Here is a 15,252-nt window from a genome sequence, read left to right on the forward strand (position 1 = left end):
AGAAGTCATGTTCAAGCGAAACACCTTAAACCTCGGTGGTGCCGCCCTGTGCGGCACCCTGTTGCTCAGCGGCTGCGCCAATCAGATGTCACAACGCAGCGAGCACGAGGAACGCATCGAGCGCAAACTGCTCGATCACAGCCTGCAGATCGATGTCGGTGAGCCTAAGGTGCTTGAGCTGCCGCAACGCCGGGTTCGGATTCACGAGCAGAAGACCTTCGAAGTCACCGAGTACGATGTCACCCGGCGCTACGATCGCTACACGCCTTACCAACCCTGGCGCAAGGTCTACGAGATCCCGCTGGGCGCGGTGACTTTGGTGGGCGGCGTCGGCGCGAACATCGCCAACGTGTTCGCCCTCGGCAACCTGCCAGACAGCATGACCAAGGACTGGATCAGCAATGGCATTGCCGGGCTCAACCCGTTCATGAACATACAGTCCCATGGTCGCGCACAACAGAACCTGGCCGGTATCGATGAAGTCCAGCGTGATAAGCGCATGGAATATTCGAGCCTGCCATGGAGCGAGCGCCCGGTAGAGGTCAAGGCCGGCACACAGACCTTCGAGCTCACCACCGACCGCAACGGCGTGTTGCGCTTGAACCTGCTGGACAGCCCGTTCGCGGAGCAGGACCTGAACCGTATCGGAAAGCTGCAGATTACTGTTGAAGATGCTCAGGACGATGTGCACACCGACTCGTCCCTGACGATCAGCAGCACCTTGCGCAGCAAGCTGCTGGAAGCTCATACGCTGATTTACGACGACCTCGAAGACGACGAAGTGAGCCAGTGGGTACACCGGGTCAAACGCCTGTCGGAGCTAGGCCTGGAAGAAGAAGCCAGCGAGCTGGAACAAAGCCTGATCGAACTGACCCGCAACGATCCCGAGTTGCAAAGCGAGTTCCTCAAGTCGCTGACCAAGGATGCCGGGCGTTTGGTGGCGGATCCAGGACCGAATTAAAGCTTAAATGCATCGCGGGCAAGCCTTGCTCCTACACACAGCGTCTGGCTCTGTAGGAGCAAGGCTTGCCCGCGATGGGACCCTACCGCTCAAACAGATCCAACTGCTCAAAGCCGCCACGCAGATCCTGCAAGCGCACGCCAATCCCCAGCAAACGCACGGGTTTGCCACCCCGATTGAACGCCTGAGTCAGCAACAACTGATAGCTACCCAGATCACGCCCTGCCCCGGCCTGCTCCAGTGTCGTCTGGGTAAAATCATGGAACTTCACTTTGACGAACGGCTTGCCCGGCCGGTAGCTGCTATCGATCCGCGCCATACGCCCGTTCAGGGTTTCCAGCAGGTCCGGTAGTTTATCCAGGCAACTGACCAGATCCGGCAGATCCACATCGTAGGTATTTTCGACACTCACCGACTGCCGGCGACTGTCGTTCTGCACCTGCCGATCATCGATCCCACGCGCCAGACTCCACAGACGCTCGCCAAAACTGCCAAATTCACGCACCAACGCCAATTTGTTCCAGTCACGCAACTGCAGGCAATCGGCAATACCGAGCTTCGCCAGCTTGTCGGCAGTGACTTTGCCGACACCATGCAGTTTGCTCACCGGCAACTGCGAGACAAAGTCCTCGACCTGATCCGGCGTGATCACAAACAATCCGTTGGGCTTTTTCCAGTCACTGGCGATCTTCGCGAGAAACTTGTTCGGCGCCACACCCGCCGAGACGGTGATATGCAACTGATTGGAGACCCGGCGCCGAATGTCCTGGGCAATTCGCGTGGCACTGCCAGCGAAATGGGCACTTTCCGACACGTCGAGATACGCCTCATCCAGCGACAGTGGCTCGATCAGGTCGGTGTAATCACGAAAAATCGCCTGAATCTCTTTCGACGCCTCTCTATAGGCATCCATTCGCGGCTTGACGATGACCAGGTCCGGGCACAGTTTCAAGGCGTGCCGTGAGGACATGGCCGAGCGCACCCCGTAAGCCCGCGCCTCATAGTTGCACGTCGCGATAACCCCGCGATGATCCGCCGAGCCACCCACCGCCAGCGGCTTGCTCGCCAGAGTCGGGTCGTCACGCATCTCGATGGCGGCATAGAAGCAGTCACAATCGACGTGGATGATTTTGCGCTGCGTCATATAAGGCGGTGTTCAATGAAGGAAAAAGGACTACGGCGAGCCGGATCGCCAGTATCTCACTGACAACTGTATATAGCACCAGCGCCTGATTTCTTCTCTGGTAGCAGAAGAAAATGCCTGCACTGGATTTATTTTCTCAATCGAAATTAACCCGCCAATAGAGCTGAAAGCCTTATGCCACAAGCCCTCAAGCCCTGTCCGACCTCCTGCTTGATACGCTAAGCGATTGAACGAGAAGAGTTTTTTCTCAATTAGCAATTGACAGCACGGCGATCCTCTGTAGAATGCCGACACACAGACGCGGGATGGAGCAGTCTGGTAGCTCGTCGGGCTCATAACCCGAAGGTCGTCGGTTCAAATCCGGCTCCCGCAACCAAACATCAAAAAAGGCTACTCGAAAGAGTGGCCTTTTTTGTGCGCGCGTGTTTTTCGCCCCCCCCCCTCCTTCCCTCTTGTCGCCAGAGCCAGGAAAAAACCCTTTGCGCTTCTTATACTTAACCTGAGCGCAGCAATCGCTTGAAGCTAATTAACGTTAATTTGACCCAGCGTACTATTAACGGTTGACACTCAGGCGATCGCCTGTAGAATGCCGCCACACAGACGCGGGATGGAGCAGTCTGGTAGCTCGTCGGGCTCATAACCCGAAGGTCGTCGGTTCAAATCCGGCTCCCGCAACCAAACATCAAAAAAGGCTGCTCGAAAGAGCGGCCTTTTTTGTATCTGCAGAAAAGTCCTTTCGCAACAATGATCTGGCAATGTATGACGAACCTTTGGCGCTCTTCGGAGTCCACCAGATCAGGCTATGCTGAGTCGCAGGCAAGCCTCTCTACGATTGAATGTGCGTAATCCCCGATGCTCGGTGATACGCGTTAATATTTGTGATTATTTTTTTCTACAGGGATTGGTAACTTGGCTGGATACCCCCATCCTGTCGCGCACAATCCAAGAGGTGATTGATGCGCGCCAACTCGTCTGATTCACAAGACACCGTCACAGCGACACAACCGATCATGGCCACTCGTCTGCACTGGCTGGATCTGGTCAGCAAGTACCGACAGCCCATTGGCCTGGCGGTTACGTTGCTATTGTTCGCTATCGCGCTGATTGCCTGTCGCCATCTGTTAAGCGAACTCGATCTCTACGCCCTGCACGACTCGATTCTGGAAGTGCCGAAGCCGGCCCTGCTCGGCGCATTGGCCGCAACCATTGCCGGCTTCATCATACTGCTCGGCTATGAATGGTCGGCCACGCGCTATGCTGGCGTGAGCTTGCCGCCGCGCACCATGATTCTGGGTGGTTTCACCGCATTCGCCATTGGTAACGCCATTGGCCTTTCGCTGCTGTCCGGTGGTTCGGTGCGTTATCGTCTGTACGCACGTCACGGGCTCGGGGCGTCGGAAGTCGCCCACATGACGCTGTTTGCCAGTCTGTCATTGGGCTGCGCTTTGCCGCCGCTCGCAGCCCTGGCGACACTCAGCAACCTGCCCGCCGCTTCCACCGCGCTGCACTTGTCACAGCCGTTGCTGGGCGCCATTGCGATTGCCGTGTTGCTGCTCTGCTCGGTATTGGCCATCGGCCTGTACCGCCGCCGCCTGCCAGAACAACCGTATACCGACAACCTGCTGGTTCGCATCGGACGACGCACGCTACGCCTTCCGGGTCGTCGCCTGACCTTCCTGCAACTGGTGATTACCGCACTGGACGTGGCAGCCGCCGCGACCGTGCTGTACCTGCTGCTGCCGGAAGCGCCACCGTTCGGCGCCTTCCTGTTGGTCTATCTGCTGGCCCTGGCCGCTGGCGTGCTCAGCCACGTACCGGGTGGCGTCGGGGTATTCGAAGCGATTCTGCTGGCGGCCTTCGCCGACAAACTCGGCGCTGCGCCACTGGCCGCCGCCCTGCTGCTGTATCGCCTGATCTATGTGGTTCTGCCGCTATTGGTCGCTTGCGTCCTGCTGCTGATCAATGAAGCACAGCGCCTGTTCAACACCCGTCAATCGCTGCGCGCCGCCTCGGGCATGGCCGCGCCGGTACTGGCGATCCTGGTGTTCCTGTCTGGCGTGGTGTTGCTGTTCTCCGGTGCGACACCGGAAATCGACACCCGTCTGGAACACATCGGGTTCCTGATCCCCCATCGCCTGGTCGATGCTTCGCACTTCGGTGCCAGCCTGATCGGCGTGCTCTGCCTGCTGCTGGCTCAAGGCCTGCGTCGGCGCCTCTCGGCCGCCTGGATGCTGACCACCATCTTGCTGATGATCGGTGCGGTACTCTCGCTGCTCAAAGGGTTCGACTGGGAAGAAGCCTGCCTGATGATCCTGACCGCCAGTCTGCTGGCGATCTTCCGTCGCTCTTTCTACCGCCCTAGCCGCTTGACCGAAGTGCCGTTCTCGCCGCTGTACCTGGTGGCCAGCCTGTGCGTGCTGGGCGCCTCGATCTGGCTCCTGCTGTTCGCCTATCAGGATGTGCCGTACAGCCATCAACTGTGGTGGCAGTTCACCCTGGATTCCGATGCCCCGCGCGGCCTGCGCTCGTTGCTTGGTGCGGCCGTTCTGCTGGTAGTGGTGTCTCTGACCTGGCTGCTGCGCACCGCGCGCCCGGTGATTCATCAGCCCGACGCCGCAGAGCTGGATAAGGCGCTGAAGATCCTGATGGCCTCGTCGCAACCGGACGGCGGCCTCGCACTGACCGGTGACAAGGCGCTACTGTTTCACCCTAACGACGAAGCGTTCTTGATGTATGCGCGTCGTGGCCGCAGTCTGGTGGCCCTGTACGACCCGATCGGCCCGACCCAGCAACGCGCGGAAATGATCTGGCAGTTCCGCGACCTCTGCGACCTTCATCACGCCCGTCCGGTGTTCTATCAGGTACGCGCCGAAAACCTGCCGTACTACATGGACATCGGCCTGACCGCGATCAAACTGGGCGAAGAAGCCCGGGTTGACCTGCATCGTTTTGATCTCGAGGCCAAGGGCAAAGAGATGAAGGACCTGCGCTACACCTGGAACCGTGGCACCCGCGATGGCCTGTCGCTGGAAATCCACGAACCGGGTCATGCCCCCATGGAAGAGCTGAAGGTCATTTCCGATGCCTGGCTGACCGGCAAGAACGTTCGCGAAAAAGGCTTCTCTCTCGGCCGCTTCAGCGACGATTACCTCAAGCACTTCCGTATTGCGATCATTCACTTTGAAGGTCGCCCGGTGGCATTCGCCAACCTGCTCGAGACGTATAGCCACGACCTGGCCAGCCTCGACCTGATGCGTGCACACCCGGATGCGCCCAAGCTGACCATGGAGTTCATGATGGTCGGCCTGATTCAACATTATAAAAATCATGGATATGCACGCTTCAGTCTGGGCATGGTGCCGCTGTCGGGCCTGCAACCCCGTCGTGGCGCGCCACTGACCCAACGCCTCGGCTCGATGGTGTTTCGCCGTGGCGAGCAGCTCTATAACTTCCAGGGGCTGCGCCGCTTCAAAGACAAATTCCAGCCTGACTGGGAACCACGTTACATGGCCGTGCCCGCCGGACTCGATCCGCTGGTGGCGCTGGCCGATACCGCCGCCCTGATTGCGGGCGGCTTGACTGGATTGGTGAAACGCTGATGATTCAACGCTCCTGGCGGTATGTATTGGCCACTCTGGTGGTGCTGGCTGTGATCCTCGGTGGCGGTTACTGGTACTGGAACCGCCCGGCACCCGAGCCCACCCTGGAACTGCTGACGCCCGTTGATGGCCCGGCAATGACCCGGGTCATTCCCGGCACCACGCCGCGCGCCCAGGTGGTCGTCGCGGTGAACGAAGATCAGAAGCTCAGCGACAAGCAACTGATGACCCTGAGCCGTGGCGGTGCCGCGCAAATCGTTCAAGTGGTCCTGCCCACCGACTGCACGCAGCAAGGTAATGCCCTGCAGGCGGCCTTCCAGCAGCTCAAAGGCCCAGCGACCCTGGTCAGCGGTATCGGCCCTGGCGCTATCCTGGCCTGGCGCTGGCTGGCCGAGCAGAAGGACGACAAGTCACAGGCCGTTTCAGTAGACCTGGCGCTGGAAAAACCCGGCTGCACACAACAGCTGCCAAAAAGCGCAGCTCACGGTCGCTGGCTGGTCGCATGGAACGATAACCCGGACGACACCAGCGCCGGTTTCGTGCGCGATCAACCCAATGCCGAAACCAGCATCAGCGACTACGACATCAACCTGCCGCAAGTCCTCAACAACGAACTGCGCAAGATCCTCGTCGGCGCCGACAAGGGCAATGGCGGCCTGAACATTCCGGTGGTCGAAGTGCCCGCCGGCCAAGCCAAGGACACCGTCACCCTGTTCCTTTCCGGTGACGGCGGCTGGCGTGACCTGGACCGTGACGTAGCCGGTGAAATGGCGAAGATCGGTTACCCGGTGGTCGGCATCGACACCCTGCGCTACTACTGGCAGCACAAGAGCCCTGAGCAAAGCGCCGTTGACCTTACCGAACTGATGCAGCACTACCGTCAGAAGTGGGGCACCAAACGCTTCATCCTGACGGGCTACTCGTTCGGTGCCGACGTCTTGCCGGCGATCTACAACCGCATGCCGGAAAGCGAACAGCAGCGGGTCGATGCAATCATCCTGCTGGCCTTTGCCCGCACCGGCAGCTTCGAAATCCAGGTCGAAGGCTGGCTCGGCAATGCCGGCAAAGAGGCCGCCACCGGCCCGGAAATGGCCAAGCTGCCGGCTGACAAGGTGTTGTGCATCTACGGCGCAGAAGAAATTGCCGAGAGTGGCTGCACCGACAAGACCGCTGTTGGTGAAGCCTTGAAGCTGCCGGGCGGCCACCACTTCGACGAGAACTACCCGGCCCTGGCCAAACGCCTGGTCGATGCGATCGTGAAGCGTCAGGCCAAGGACAAGGTCGCAGAACAGTGACCTGAGCCGAGCTCAACCAGAAGCCCCCGTTGCAGCAAGGTAGCGGGGGCTTTTTTGTGAGCACTGTCCTCAGTCCCAGGACCAAGGACAGTCGCTAACCGAGGCCAAATGAACAGTCAACGCACTATCGCTGGAAAAACAACTGCTCAAGCACCCAACGACTTGTAAATCGCTCGCCGCGTTTACTTTCGTTTACTTAAGGTGCCGCAATATCGGATGACGCCCGCAGACGTTGTAGGCAAACTCCGAATCTCGTATATGGGCACTTTGATGCCTTGTTGCGCTTTTCTTCGACGGGATACTCTCCGGACGTCGCTGACCATTCAGCGATCGGGCTTGGAAACCCGTCGAAATTAGCTACAACAGCGTACCCTTCACGATTGCAAAGGCTTCTTAGCCTGCGCTCTTGAGTCATGGCGGCTGTGCGCGGGACGTCTTCGGACGTGCCGGTTTCCTAATTTTCCGGTTTTCCAACCTGCGCACAGCCGTCACCCATTCGCTTGGAAACGAATGTGACAGCTCCCTCAAATTAGGAATTACACATGACCAAAGTAGATACGTCCTCACCTTCAGAACTGAAAACCATCGGCTTGACCCCTCTCATCTACTGCTCGGACCAGGCCTTATTCAACGTCCGCGCCGGTGTTCCCATCGTTGATGCATTGTCACAGGCTTCCGATCTGCTGTTTCTCGCCAGATCATTTGCTCAGGATGCCGCCTTCGCAAAAGACACCGACCGCCATGCCTGGGCCGCGCATTATCTGACGGCAATGAGTAAGGCGGTGATTGATGATGTGGTAAAGGTCCTGACCCCGCGACCTGCCCGGACAAAGACCAAATCCGAAGACCCGCGGCCTGAAAGCAACTAAAGGCACAGAGACGAAAAAGCCCCCGTTACCAAACTGGCAACGGGGGCTTTTTGTGAGGCTTACATTTCTACCTGTGTACCCAGCTCAATCACCCGGTTCACCGGCAACTTGAAGAACCGCAAGTTGCCGTTGGCGTTTTTCAGCATGAAGGCGAACAACGCCTCACGCCAGCGAGCCATGCCGACAAGCTTGGAGGTGATGACCGTTTCCCGGCTGAGGAAGTACGTCGTACGCATCGGGCTGAAGTCCAGCTCATCGAGATGGCACAGCTTCAGCGCTTGCGGCACATCCGGTTCGTCCGTAAAGCCGAAGTGCAGGATCACCCGGTAGAAGCCCTCACCGTAGGAGTCGACCTCAAACCGTCGCTGTGTCGGCACTCGCGGAATGTCCTCGTAAACCACCGTCAGCAACACCACCTGCTCATGCAGCACCTGGTTGTGCAGCAAGTTGTGCAACAACGCATGGGGCACCGCATCCGGCCGCGCAGTCAGGAACACTGCCGTACCCTGGACCCGGTGAGGTGGCTGCACGCGAATACTGCTGATGAAAATCGGCAACGGCAGACCGCCCTCATCCAGTCGATCCACCAGCAGCTCTTTACCGCGCTTCCAGGTGGTCATGAGGATAAACAGCACAATCCCCGCCAATACCGGGAAGGCACCGCCCTGCACGATTTTAGGCACGTTGGCAGCGAAGTACAGCCCGTCCACCAGCAGGAAGCCGACCAGGATCGGCACTGTCAGGATCGGCGACCATTTCCACAACAGCAACATCACCGCCGCCACCAGAATGCTGGTGATCAACATGGTCCCGGTCACCGCCACGCCGTAGGCCGAGGCGAGCGCGTTGGACGACCCGAAGCCGATTACCAGCAGGATCACACCGACCATCAGCGTCCAGTTCACCGCCCCGATATAAATCTGGCCTTGCTCGGCGCTTGAGGTGTGCTGAACGTGCATGCGTGGAATGTAACCGAGTTGAATCGCCTGACGGGTCAGGGAGAACGCACCGGAAATCACCGCCTGGGAAGCGATCACCGTTGCCAGCGTCGACAACACCACCAAGGGAATCAATGCCCAGCCCGGTGCCAGCAGATAGAACGGGTTACGCGCGGCATCCGGGTTTTCCAGCAGCAAGGCGCCCTGGCCAAAGTAGTTGAGCACCAGCGCCGGCAGCACCAACGCGAACCAGGCACGGGCAATCGGCTTGCGACCAAAGTGGCCCATGTCCGCATACAACGCTTCAGCACCGGTCAACGACAGCACCACCGCGCCAAGGATCGCGATACCTATGCCAGGATGAACCTCGAAAAAGCGCACACCCCAGATCGGATTCAGCGCTTGCAACACTTCTGGATACCGGGAAATGCCAAGCGCTCCCATGACACCGAGCACCACGAACCACAACACCATCACCGGACCGAACAACTTGCCGATGCGGTCAGTGCCGTGTTTCTGAATCAGGAACAACCCCACCAGTACGATCAGCGACAACGGCACGACCCAGCGTTCGAGGCCCTCGAATGCCAGCTCCAGACCTTCCACCGCCGACAATACGGAAATCGCCGGGGTGATCATGCTGTCGCCGTAGAACAACGCAGCGCCGATCAGACCGAGGATCACCAGCACCGATTGCAGCCGCGGATACGATGCCGAGGCTCGCCGCGCCAGCGCGGTCAGGGCCATGATCCCGCCTTCGCCCTGGTTGTCGGCACGCAGAATGAACAACACGTACTTGATTGAGACGACCCAGATCAGCGACCAGAAAATCAGCGCCAGAATCCCGAATACTCCGTCATGGTTGGCTTGCACCCCATAGCCGCCGGTAAACACCTCTTTGAGGGTATAGAGCGGGCTGGTACCGATATCGCCATAAACCACCCCGACCGCCGCCACCAACATTCCCAAGGGCTTTGCTGCCCCGGAATGCGCTGAGCCTACTGCCTGACTACTTGCCTGACCCATCAACCACTCCTGCCACCAAGACCGGGGCTTCATGTAAAAAGCGCGACACGAACAAGTGCCTGCGCTTTGCCAATCTGCGCAGACTGCCGTGCAGCATGCGCTGTTTTACTTATTGATACAGGCGATTTATTGACTGAAAAAATACGCCTGGGTGTAACGGCGCGAAGCATAGCGCAGCACTCGTCGTATTTCCCTCCATAAAGCTGGTCAAGTACGCTGACCACCGCTAGAATTGCGCACTTTTTGATCAGAGGCGCGTCAAGCGCCCGTCTGTCGCCTTGCCGTTGTCGGCTGGAGGCGTCACAAAACACCGAGGTTAGACATGTCCACCACAACGCCGGCCAACCCTAAAGTTGGTTTCGTATCCCTGGGTTGCCCGAAAGCACTGGTCGACTCCGAGCGCATCCTCACCCAACTGCGCATGGAAGGCTATGACGTCGTGTCCACCTATCAGGACGCCGATGTCGTGGTGGTCAACACCTGCGGCTTCATCGACTCGGCCAAGGCCGAATCCCTTGAAGTGATCGGCGAAGCCATCAAGGAAAACGGCAAGGTCATCGTCACCGGCTGCATGGGTGTCGAAGAAGGCAACATCCGCAACGTACACCCGAGCGTGCTGGCCGTCACCGGTCCGCAGCAGTACGAGCAAGTGGTCAACGCCGTGCACGACGTCGTGCCACCGCGCAAGGATCACAACCCGCTGATCGACCTGGTGCCGCCGCAAGGCATCAAGCTGACACCGCGTCACTACGCCTACCTGAAGATTTCCGAAGGCTGCAACCACAGCTGCAGCTTCTGCATCATCCCGTCGATGCGCGGCAAACTGGTCAGCCGTCCGGTGGGCGATGTGCTCGACGAAGCCCAGCGCCTGGTCAAATCCGGCGTCAAAGAGCTGCTGGTGATTTCCCAGGACACCAGCGCCTACGGCGTTGACGTCAAGTACCGCACCGGCTTCTGGAACGGCGCGCCGGTGAAAACCCGCATGACCGAACTTTGCGAAGCGCTCAGCACCCTTGGCGTCTGGGTTCGTCTGCACTACGTTTACCCGTACCCGCATGTCGATGAGCTGATCCCGCTGATGGCCGCCGGGAAAATCCTGCCGTACCTGGACATCCCGTTCCAGCACGCCAGCCCGAAAGTGCTCAAGGCGATGAAACGTCCAGCGTTTGAAGACAAGACCCTGGCGCGCATCAAGAACTGGCGCGAGATCTGCCCGGACCTGATCATCCGTTCGACCTTCATCGTCGGCTTCCCCGGCGAAACCGAAGAAGACTTCCAGTACCTGCTGAACTGGCTGACCGAAGCCCAGCTCGACCGCGTCGGCTGCTTCCAGTACTCGCCGGTTGAAGGCGCCCCGGCCAACGATCTGGACCTGGAGATCGTTGCGGATGAGGTCAAGCAAGACCGCTGGGATCGCTTCATGGCGCACCAGCAGGCCATCAGCTCGGCGCGCCTGCAAATGCGCATCGGCCGTGAAATCGAAGTGCTGGTCGATGAAGTCGACGAGCAAGGCGCGGTCGGCCGTTGCTTCTTCGACGCCCCGGAAATCGACGGCAACGTATTCATCGACAACGGCAGCAACCTCAAGCCAGGCGACAAGGTCTGGTGCAAAGTGACCGACGCCGACGAATACGACCTGTGGGCTGAACAGATCTAAACGAAAAAAATATGAAAAGCCCCGCTCTCTTCGCGAGATGCGGGGCTTTTTTACGTCTATCGTATTGTTCAGCAAGAGGATTCAACCTCACTCACGGCACAAGGGGCAGGCGGGCATGCGCCATCATTCGGTCATCCACACACCGAAACACAGCGACTATGAAGAACTGACCCGGGTCTGGGAGGCGTCGGTCCGCGCCACACATGATTTTTTACCGGACAGTTACATCGAGCGGCTGAAAAACCTGGTGCTTACCCGCTATCTGGATGCCGTCATGCTGATCTGTACCCGCGACCGGCACCAGCACATCACCGGGTTCGCCGGCGTTGCGGCAGGCAAGATCGAAATGCTCTTTATCGCCCCCGAACATCGCGGCGAGGGCCTGGGCAAACAACTGCTGCACTACGCCATGGAGCACCTCAACGCCGATGAACTGGACGTCAACGAACAAAACCCGCAAGCCTTGGGGTTTTATTTCAAACAGGGTTTCGAAGTCATCGGACGCTCGGAGGTCGATGGCATGGGCCAGCCATATCCGCTGCTGCACATGCGTTTGAAGCAGGCCAATCAACAGGCCCGGCGCGGCTAAAAGCCACACAAGGCAAATGGACCCGCGATTAACCGGCGCGAGGCAGGTACAATGCCTCCCCCCTTTTGTAACGGCCCCTGTCATGACTGACCCGATTCGTCTCTCCAAACGCCTCATCGAGCTCGTCGGCTGCTCCCGTCGGGAGGCTGAGCTGTTCATTGAGGGCGGCTGGGTCACCGTGGACGGCGAAGTCATCGATGAGCCGCAGTTCAAGGTCGACACCCAGAAAGTCGAACTCGACCCCGAAGCCAAGGCCACCGCACCGGAACCGGTAACCATCCTGCTGCACGCGCCAGCGGGCATGGATGCCGAGACCGCGCTGCAACTGATCGGCCCCGAGACCCTGAGCGAAGAACACCGCTTCAGCAAACGTCCGCTCAAGGGCCACTTCCTGCGCCTGACCGCCAGCGCCGACCTGCAGGCCAACGCCAGCGGGCTGCTGGTGTTCACCCAGGACTGGAAGATCCTGCGCAAACTCACTGCCGATGCCAGCAAGATCGAGCAAGAGTATGTGGTCGAGGTCGAAGGTGACATGGTCGCTCACGGGCTCAACCGCCTGACCCACGGCCTGTCGTACAAAGGCAAGGAACTGCCAGCGGTCAAAGCCAGTTGGCAGAACGAAAATCGCCTGCGCTTCGCGATGAAAAACCCGCAACCGGGGATCATCGCCCTGCTCTGCCAGGCTGTCGGCCTCAAGGTCGTCGCCATCCGCCGCATCCGTATCGGCGGTGTTTCCATCGGCAAAGTGCCGCTGGGCCAATGGCGCTATCTGTCTGCCAAAGAGAAATTCTAAGGCCGCCACACATTTCGGCGTCGCCGTTAACGGCAACGCCCACAGCTGAATGATCAGGACTGCACACATGATTCATAACGACGTACTGCGCAGCGTGCGCTACATGCTCGACATCAGCGACAAAAAAGTCATCGAGATCATCAAGCTCGGCGGCATGGATGTCACCCTGCCCGACCTGGTGACGTACCTCGACAAGAAAGAAGAAGACGAAGAAGGCTTCGTACGTTGCCCGGACGAGGTCATGGCGCACTTCCTCGATGGCCTGGTGTTCTTCAAGCGCGGTAAGGACGAAAGCCGTCCGCCGCAGCCGATCGAGCTGCCAGTCACCAACAACATCATCCTGAAGAAACTGCGCGTGGCCTTCGAACTGAAAGAAGACGACATGCACGCGATCCTCAAGGCCGCCGAATTCCCGGTCTCCAAGCCTGAGCTGAGCGCACTGTTCCGCAAGTTCGGCCACACCAACTACCGCCCATGCGGCGACCAGTTGCTGCGCAACTTCCTCAAGGGCCTGACCCTGCGCGTTCGCGGCTGATCCCCTGACTTGCGGTGACCGCCTCGGTCACCGCAGGTACGCATGAACGTCCATTCCGCTCGACAATAGTGGCTCCGCTTCTTGCTCCTGACGACTAGGGTAAGCACTCCCCTACAGCGCTCAGGATTCGCCATGCATCCATATTTTTCCCTGCAAGGCCGCACCGCCCTGGTGACCGGCGGCACCCGTGGTATCGGCAAAATGATCGCCAAAGCTTTCGTCGAGGCTGGCGCTACCGTTTACGTGTGTGCCCGCGATGCGCAAGCCTGCCAACAAACCGCAGAGGAACTGAGCGCCTTCGGGGTTTGCCACGGGGTGGCTGCGAACCTGGCCCATGAAGAAGCTGTCCAGCAATTGGCCGCTCACTTGGGCGAACAGATCGGCCATCTGGATATTCTGGTGAACAACGCCGGCACCACCTGGGGCGCACCGCTGGAAAGCTACCCGGTCAAGGGCTGGGAGAAAGTCATGCAGCTCAACGTGACCTCGGTGTTCAACTGCATCCAGCAATTGCTGCCGCTGTTGCGCAAGGCTGGCTCGGCCGCCAATCCAGCGCGGATCATCAATATCGGTTCGGTGGCCGGGATTTCGTCCTTCGGCGAACAGGCGTATGCCTACGGCCCGAGCAAGGCGGCCTTACATCAACTGTCGCGAATTCTTGCCCGCGAACTGGTCGGCCAGCACATCAATGTCAACGTTATCGCCCCCGGGCGCTTCCCGAGCAAAATGACCCAGCACATCGGCAACGATGAACAGGCGCTGGCCGAAGACACGGCACTGATCCCGATGAAACGCTGGGGCCGCGAAGAAGAAATGGCCGCACTGGCCATCAGTCTGGCGAGTACCGCCGGGGCCTACATGACCGGGAACATCATTCCACTGGATGGCGGGTTCAGCCTCTGACGCTCTTGTGGCGAGGGAGCTTGCTCCCGTTCGGCTGCGCAGCAGCCGTAAAATTGGCACCTTAATTGATCGGGAAGGACTCGGTCACAGGTTTTGGGGGCGCTTCGCACCCCAGCGGGAGCAAGCTCCCTCGCCACAGAGGCAGCGTGGGTTATCATGCCCACCTCTTTCCCGTCTCGACTCCACACCATGACCTACAGCGTTTCCCCGATCGGCTTTGTGCGCTCCTGCTTCAAGGAGAAGTTCGCCATTCCGCGTCAGCCACAACTGGCTCCGGCCGCTCGCGGCATTCTGGAGTTGGTGGCACCGTTCGATCAGGGTGATGCGGTGCAAGGCCTGGAGCAGGTCAGCCATGTCTGGCTGCTGTTCCTGTTCCATCAGGCACTGGAAGACAAGCCGCGACTCAAAGTCCGCCCACCGCGCCTGGGCGGCAACAAGTCTATGGGCGTGTTCGCGACGCGCGCGACCCATCGACCCAATGGCATTGGTCAATCGGTGGTCAAGCTGGACAAGGTTGAAGCCAATCGCCTGTGGATCTCCGGCATTGACCTGCTGGACGGTACGCCGATTCTCGATATCAAACCCTACGTGCCCTACGCCGATATCATCCCGGGTGCGTCCAACGAGATCGCCAGCGCCGCGCCGCAGCTGATTCCGGTGCAGTGGGCGGATGCTGCATTGCAACAGGCTCATACCCACGCCCAGCGCCTTGATGAGCCCTTGGTCGAGCTGATCGAGCAATGCCTGGCGCAAGACCCACGCCCGGCTTACCAGACGCCTGCACCCGAACGCGAATACGGCGCCCAGTTCTGGGATCTGGACGTGCGCTGGCATTACCCGGAAGCCGGGCTGATTCGCGTCCTCGAAGTCATCCCGGTCGCGCCCCAATCGTAGAAGCTGCCGCAGGCTGCGATCTTTTTGCTGGCGGGCAGAAGATCAAAAG

At 59.4% G+C, this 15,252-nt stretch carries 12 protein-coding genes and 2 tRNA genes; 12 read left to right on the plus strand and 2 right to left on the minus strand.

Going from position 1 to position 15,252, the window contains the following annotated elements:
• The first annotated feature begins 7 nt into the window (after positions 1–7).
• Complete coding sequence (locus KRR23_RS00945; protein ID WP_054595983.1) at positions 8–961, plus strand: hypothetical protein; 954 nt, start codon at positions 8–10, stop codon at positions 959–961.
• Positions 962–1,043: 82 nt separating this feature from the next.
• Here the strand turns inward: KRR23_RS00945 and dinB are convergent, their stop codons facing one another.
• A complete protein-coding gene (dinB, locus tag KRR23_RS00950; RefSeq protein WP_216740981.1) occupies positions 1,044–2,105 on the minus strand; it encodes a DNA polymerase IV in 1,062 nt (353 codons plus the stop codon).
• Between the two features lie 299 nt (positions 2,106–2,404).
• On the opposite strand from dinB, the gene KRR23_RS00955 reads away from it, so the two are divergent.
• The 5 genes from KRR23_RS00955 (at position 2,405) to KRR23_RS00975 (ending at position 7,868) form a co-directional block, all read left to right on the plus strand.
• Positions 2,405–2,481: transfer RNA gene (locus KRR23_RS00955), tRNA-Met, on the plus strand.
• Positions 2,482–2,706: 225 nt separating this feature from the next.
• A tRNA-Met gene (locus tag KRR23_RS00960) sits at positions 2,707–2,783 on the plus strand.
• A gap of 332 nt (positions 2,784–3,115) precedes the next feature.
• Positions 3,116–5,704, plus strand: coding sequence for a bifunctional lysylphosphatidylglycerol flippase/synthetase MprF (gene mprF / locus KRR23_RS00965; RefSeq protein ID WP_253911890.1), 2,589 nt, complete (start codon positions 3,116–3,118; stop codon positions 5,702–5,704).
• Positions 5,704–6,999 (plus strand): virulence factor family protein, encoded by a 1,296-nt coding sequence (locus KRR23_RS00970; protein ID WP_216740983.1) that lies wholly within the window; start codon positions 5,704–5,706, stop codon positions 6,997–6,999. Before mprF ends, KRR23_RS00970 begins: the two co-directional genes overlap by 1 nt.
• 542 nt (positions 7,000–7,541) lie before the next feature.
• Entirely contained in the window at positions 7,542–7,868 is a 327-nt protein-coding gene (locus KRR23_RS00975; RefSeq protein ID WP_216740984.1) for a DUF3077 domain-containing protein, read from the plus strand.
• A 59-nt stretch (positions 7,869–7,927) separates the two neighbouring features.
• Here KRR23_RS00975 and KRR23_RS00980 read toward each other — a convergent pair whose 3' ends face one another.
• Positions 7,928–9,832, minus strand: a complete 1,905-nt coding sequence (locus KRR23_RS00980; RefSeq protein WP_216740985.1) for a potassium transporter Kup — start codon at positions 9,830–9,832, stop codon at positions 7,928–7,930.
• A gap of 322 nt (positions 9,833–10,154) precedes the next feature.
• Here KRR23_RS00980 and rimO point away from each other — a divergent pair, with 322 nt between their 5' ends.
• The 6 genes from rimO to tsaA all read left to right on the plus strand — a co-directional run bounded on the left by rimO (position 10,155) and on the right by tsaA (position 15,203).
• Positions 10,155–11,489: a 30S ribosomal protein S12 methylthiotransferase RimO gene (gene rimO, locus KRR23_RS00985; protein ID WP_216740986.1), complete on the plus strand. Its 1,335-nt coding sequence runs from the start codon at positions 10,155–10,157 to the stop codon at positions 11,487–11,489.
• Between the two features lie 115 nt (positions 11,490–11,604).
• Entirely contained in the window at positions 11,605–12,078 is a 474-nt protein-coding gene (locus tag KRR23_RS00990) for a GNAT family N-acetyltransferase (protein ID WP_216740987.1), read from the plus strand.
• 82 nt (positions 12,079–12,160) lie between these two features.
• Positions 12,161–12,871, plus strand: coding sequence for an rRNA pseudouridine synthase (locus KRR23_RS00995; protein WP_216740988.1), 711 nt, complete (start codon positions 12,161–12,163; stop codon positions 12,869–12,871).
• Between the two features lie 67 nt (positions 12,872–12,938).
• Positions 12,939–13,406, plus strand: coding sequence for a DUF1456 family protein (locus KRR23_RS01000; protein WP_019692130.1), 468 nt, complete (start codon positions 12,939–12,941; stop codon positions 13,404–13,406).
• A gap of 132 nt (positions 13,407–13,538) precedes the next feature.
• Positions 13,539–14,309 carry an SDR family oxidoreductase gene (locus tag KRR23_RS01005; protein WP_216740989.1) on the plus strand — a complete coding sequence of 257 codons (771 nt, stop codon included), beginning with the start codon at positions 13,539–13,541 and terminating at the stop codon, positions 14,307–14,309.
• 189 nt (positions 14,310–14,498) lie between these two features.
• Positions 14,499–15,203: a tRNA (N6-threonylcarbamoyladenosine(37)-N6)-methyltransferase TrmO gene (gene tsaA / locus KRR23_RS01010; RefSeq protein WP_216741333.1), complete on the plus strand. Its 705-nt coding sequence runs from the start codon at positions 14,499–14,501 to the stop codon at positions 15,201–15,203.
• Positions 15,204–15,252 lie beyond the last annotated feature (49 nt).

Source organism: Pseudomonas sp. CVAP#3 (genome assembly GCF_018986375.1).
GTDB classification, from domain to species: domain Bacteria; phylum Pseudomonadota; class Gammaproteobacteria; order Pseudomonadales; family Pseudomonadaceae; genus Aquipseudomonas; species Aquipseudomonas helvetica.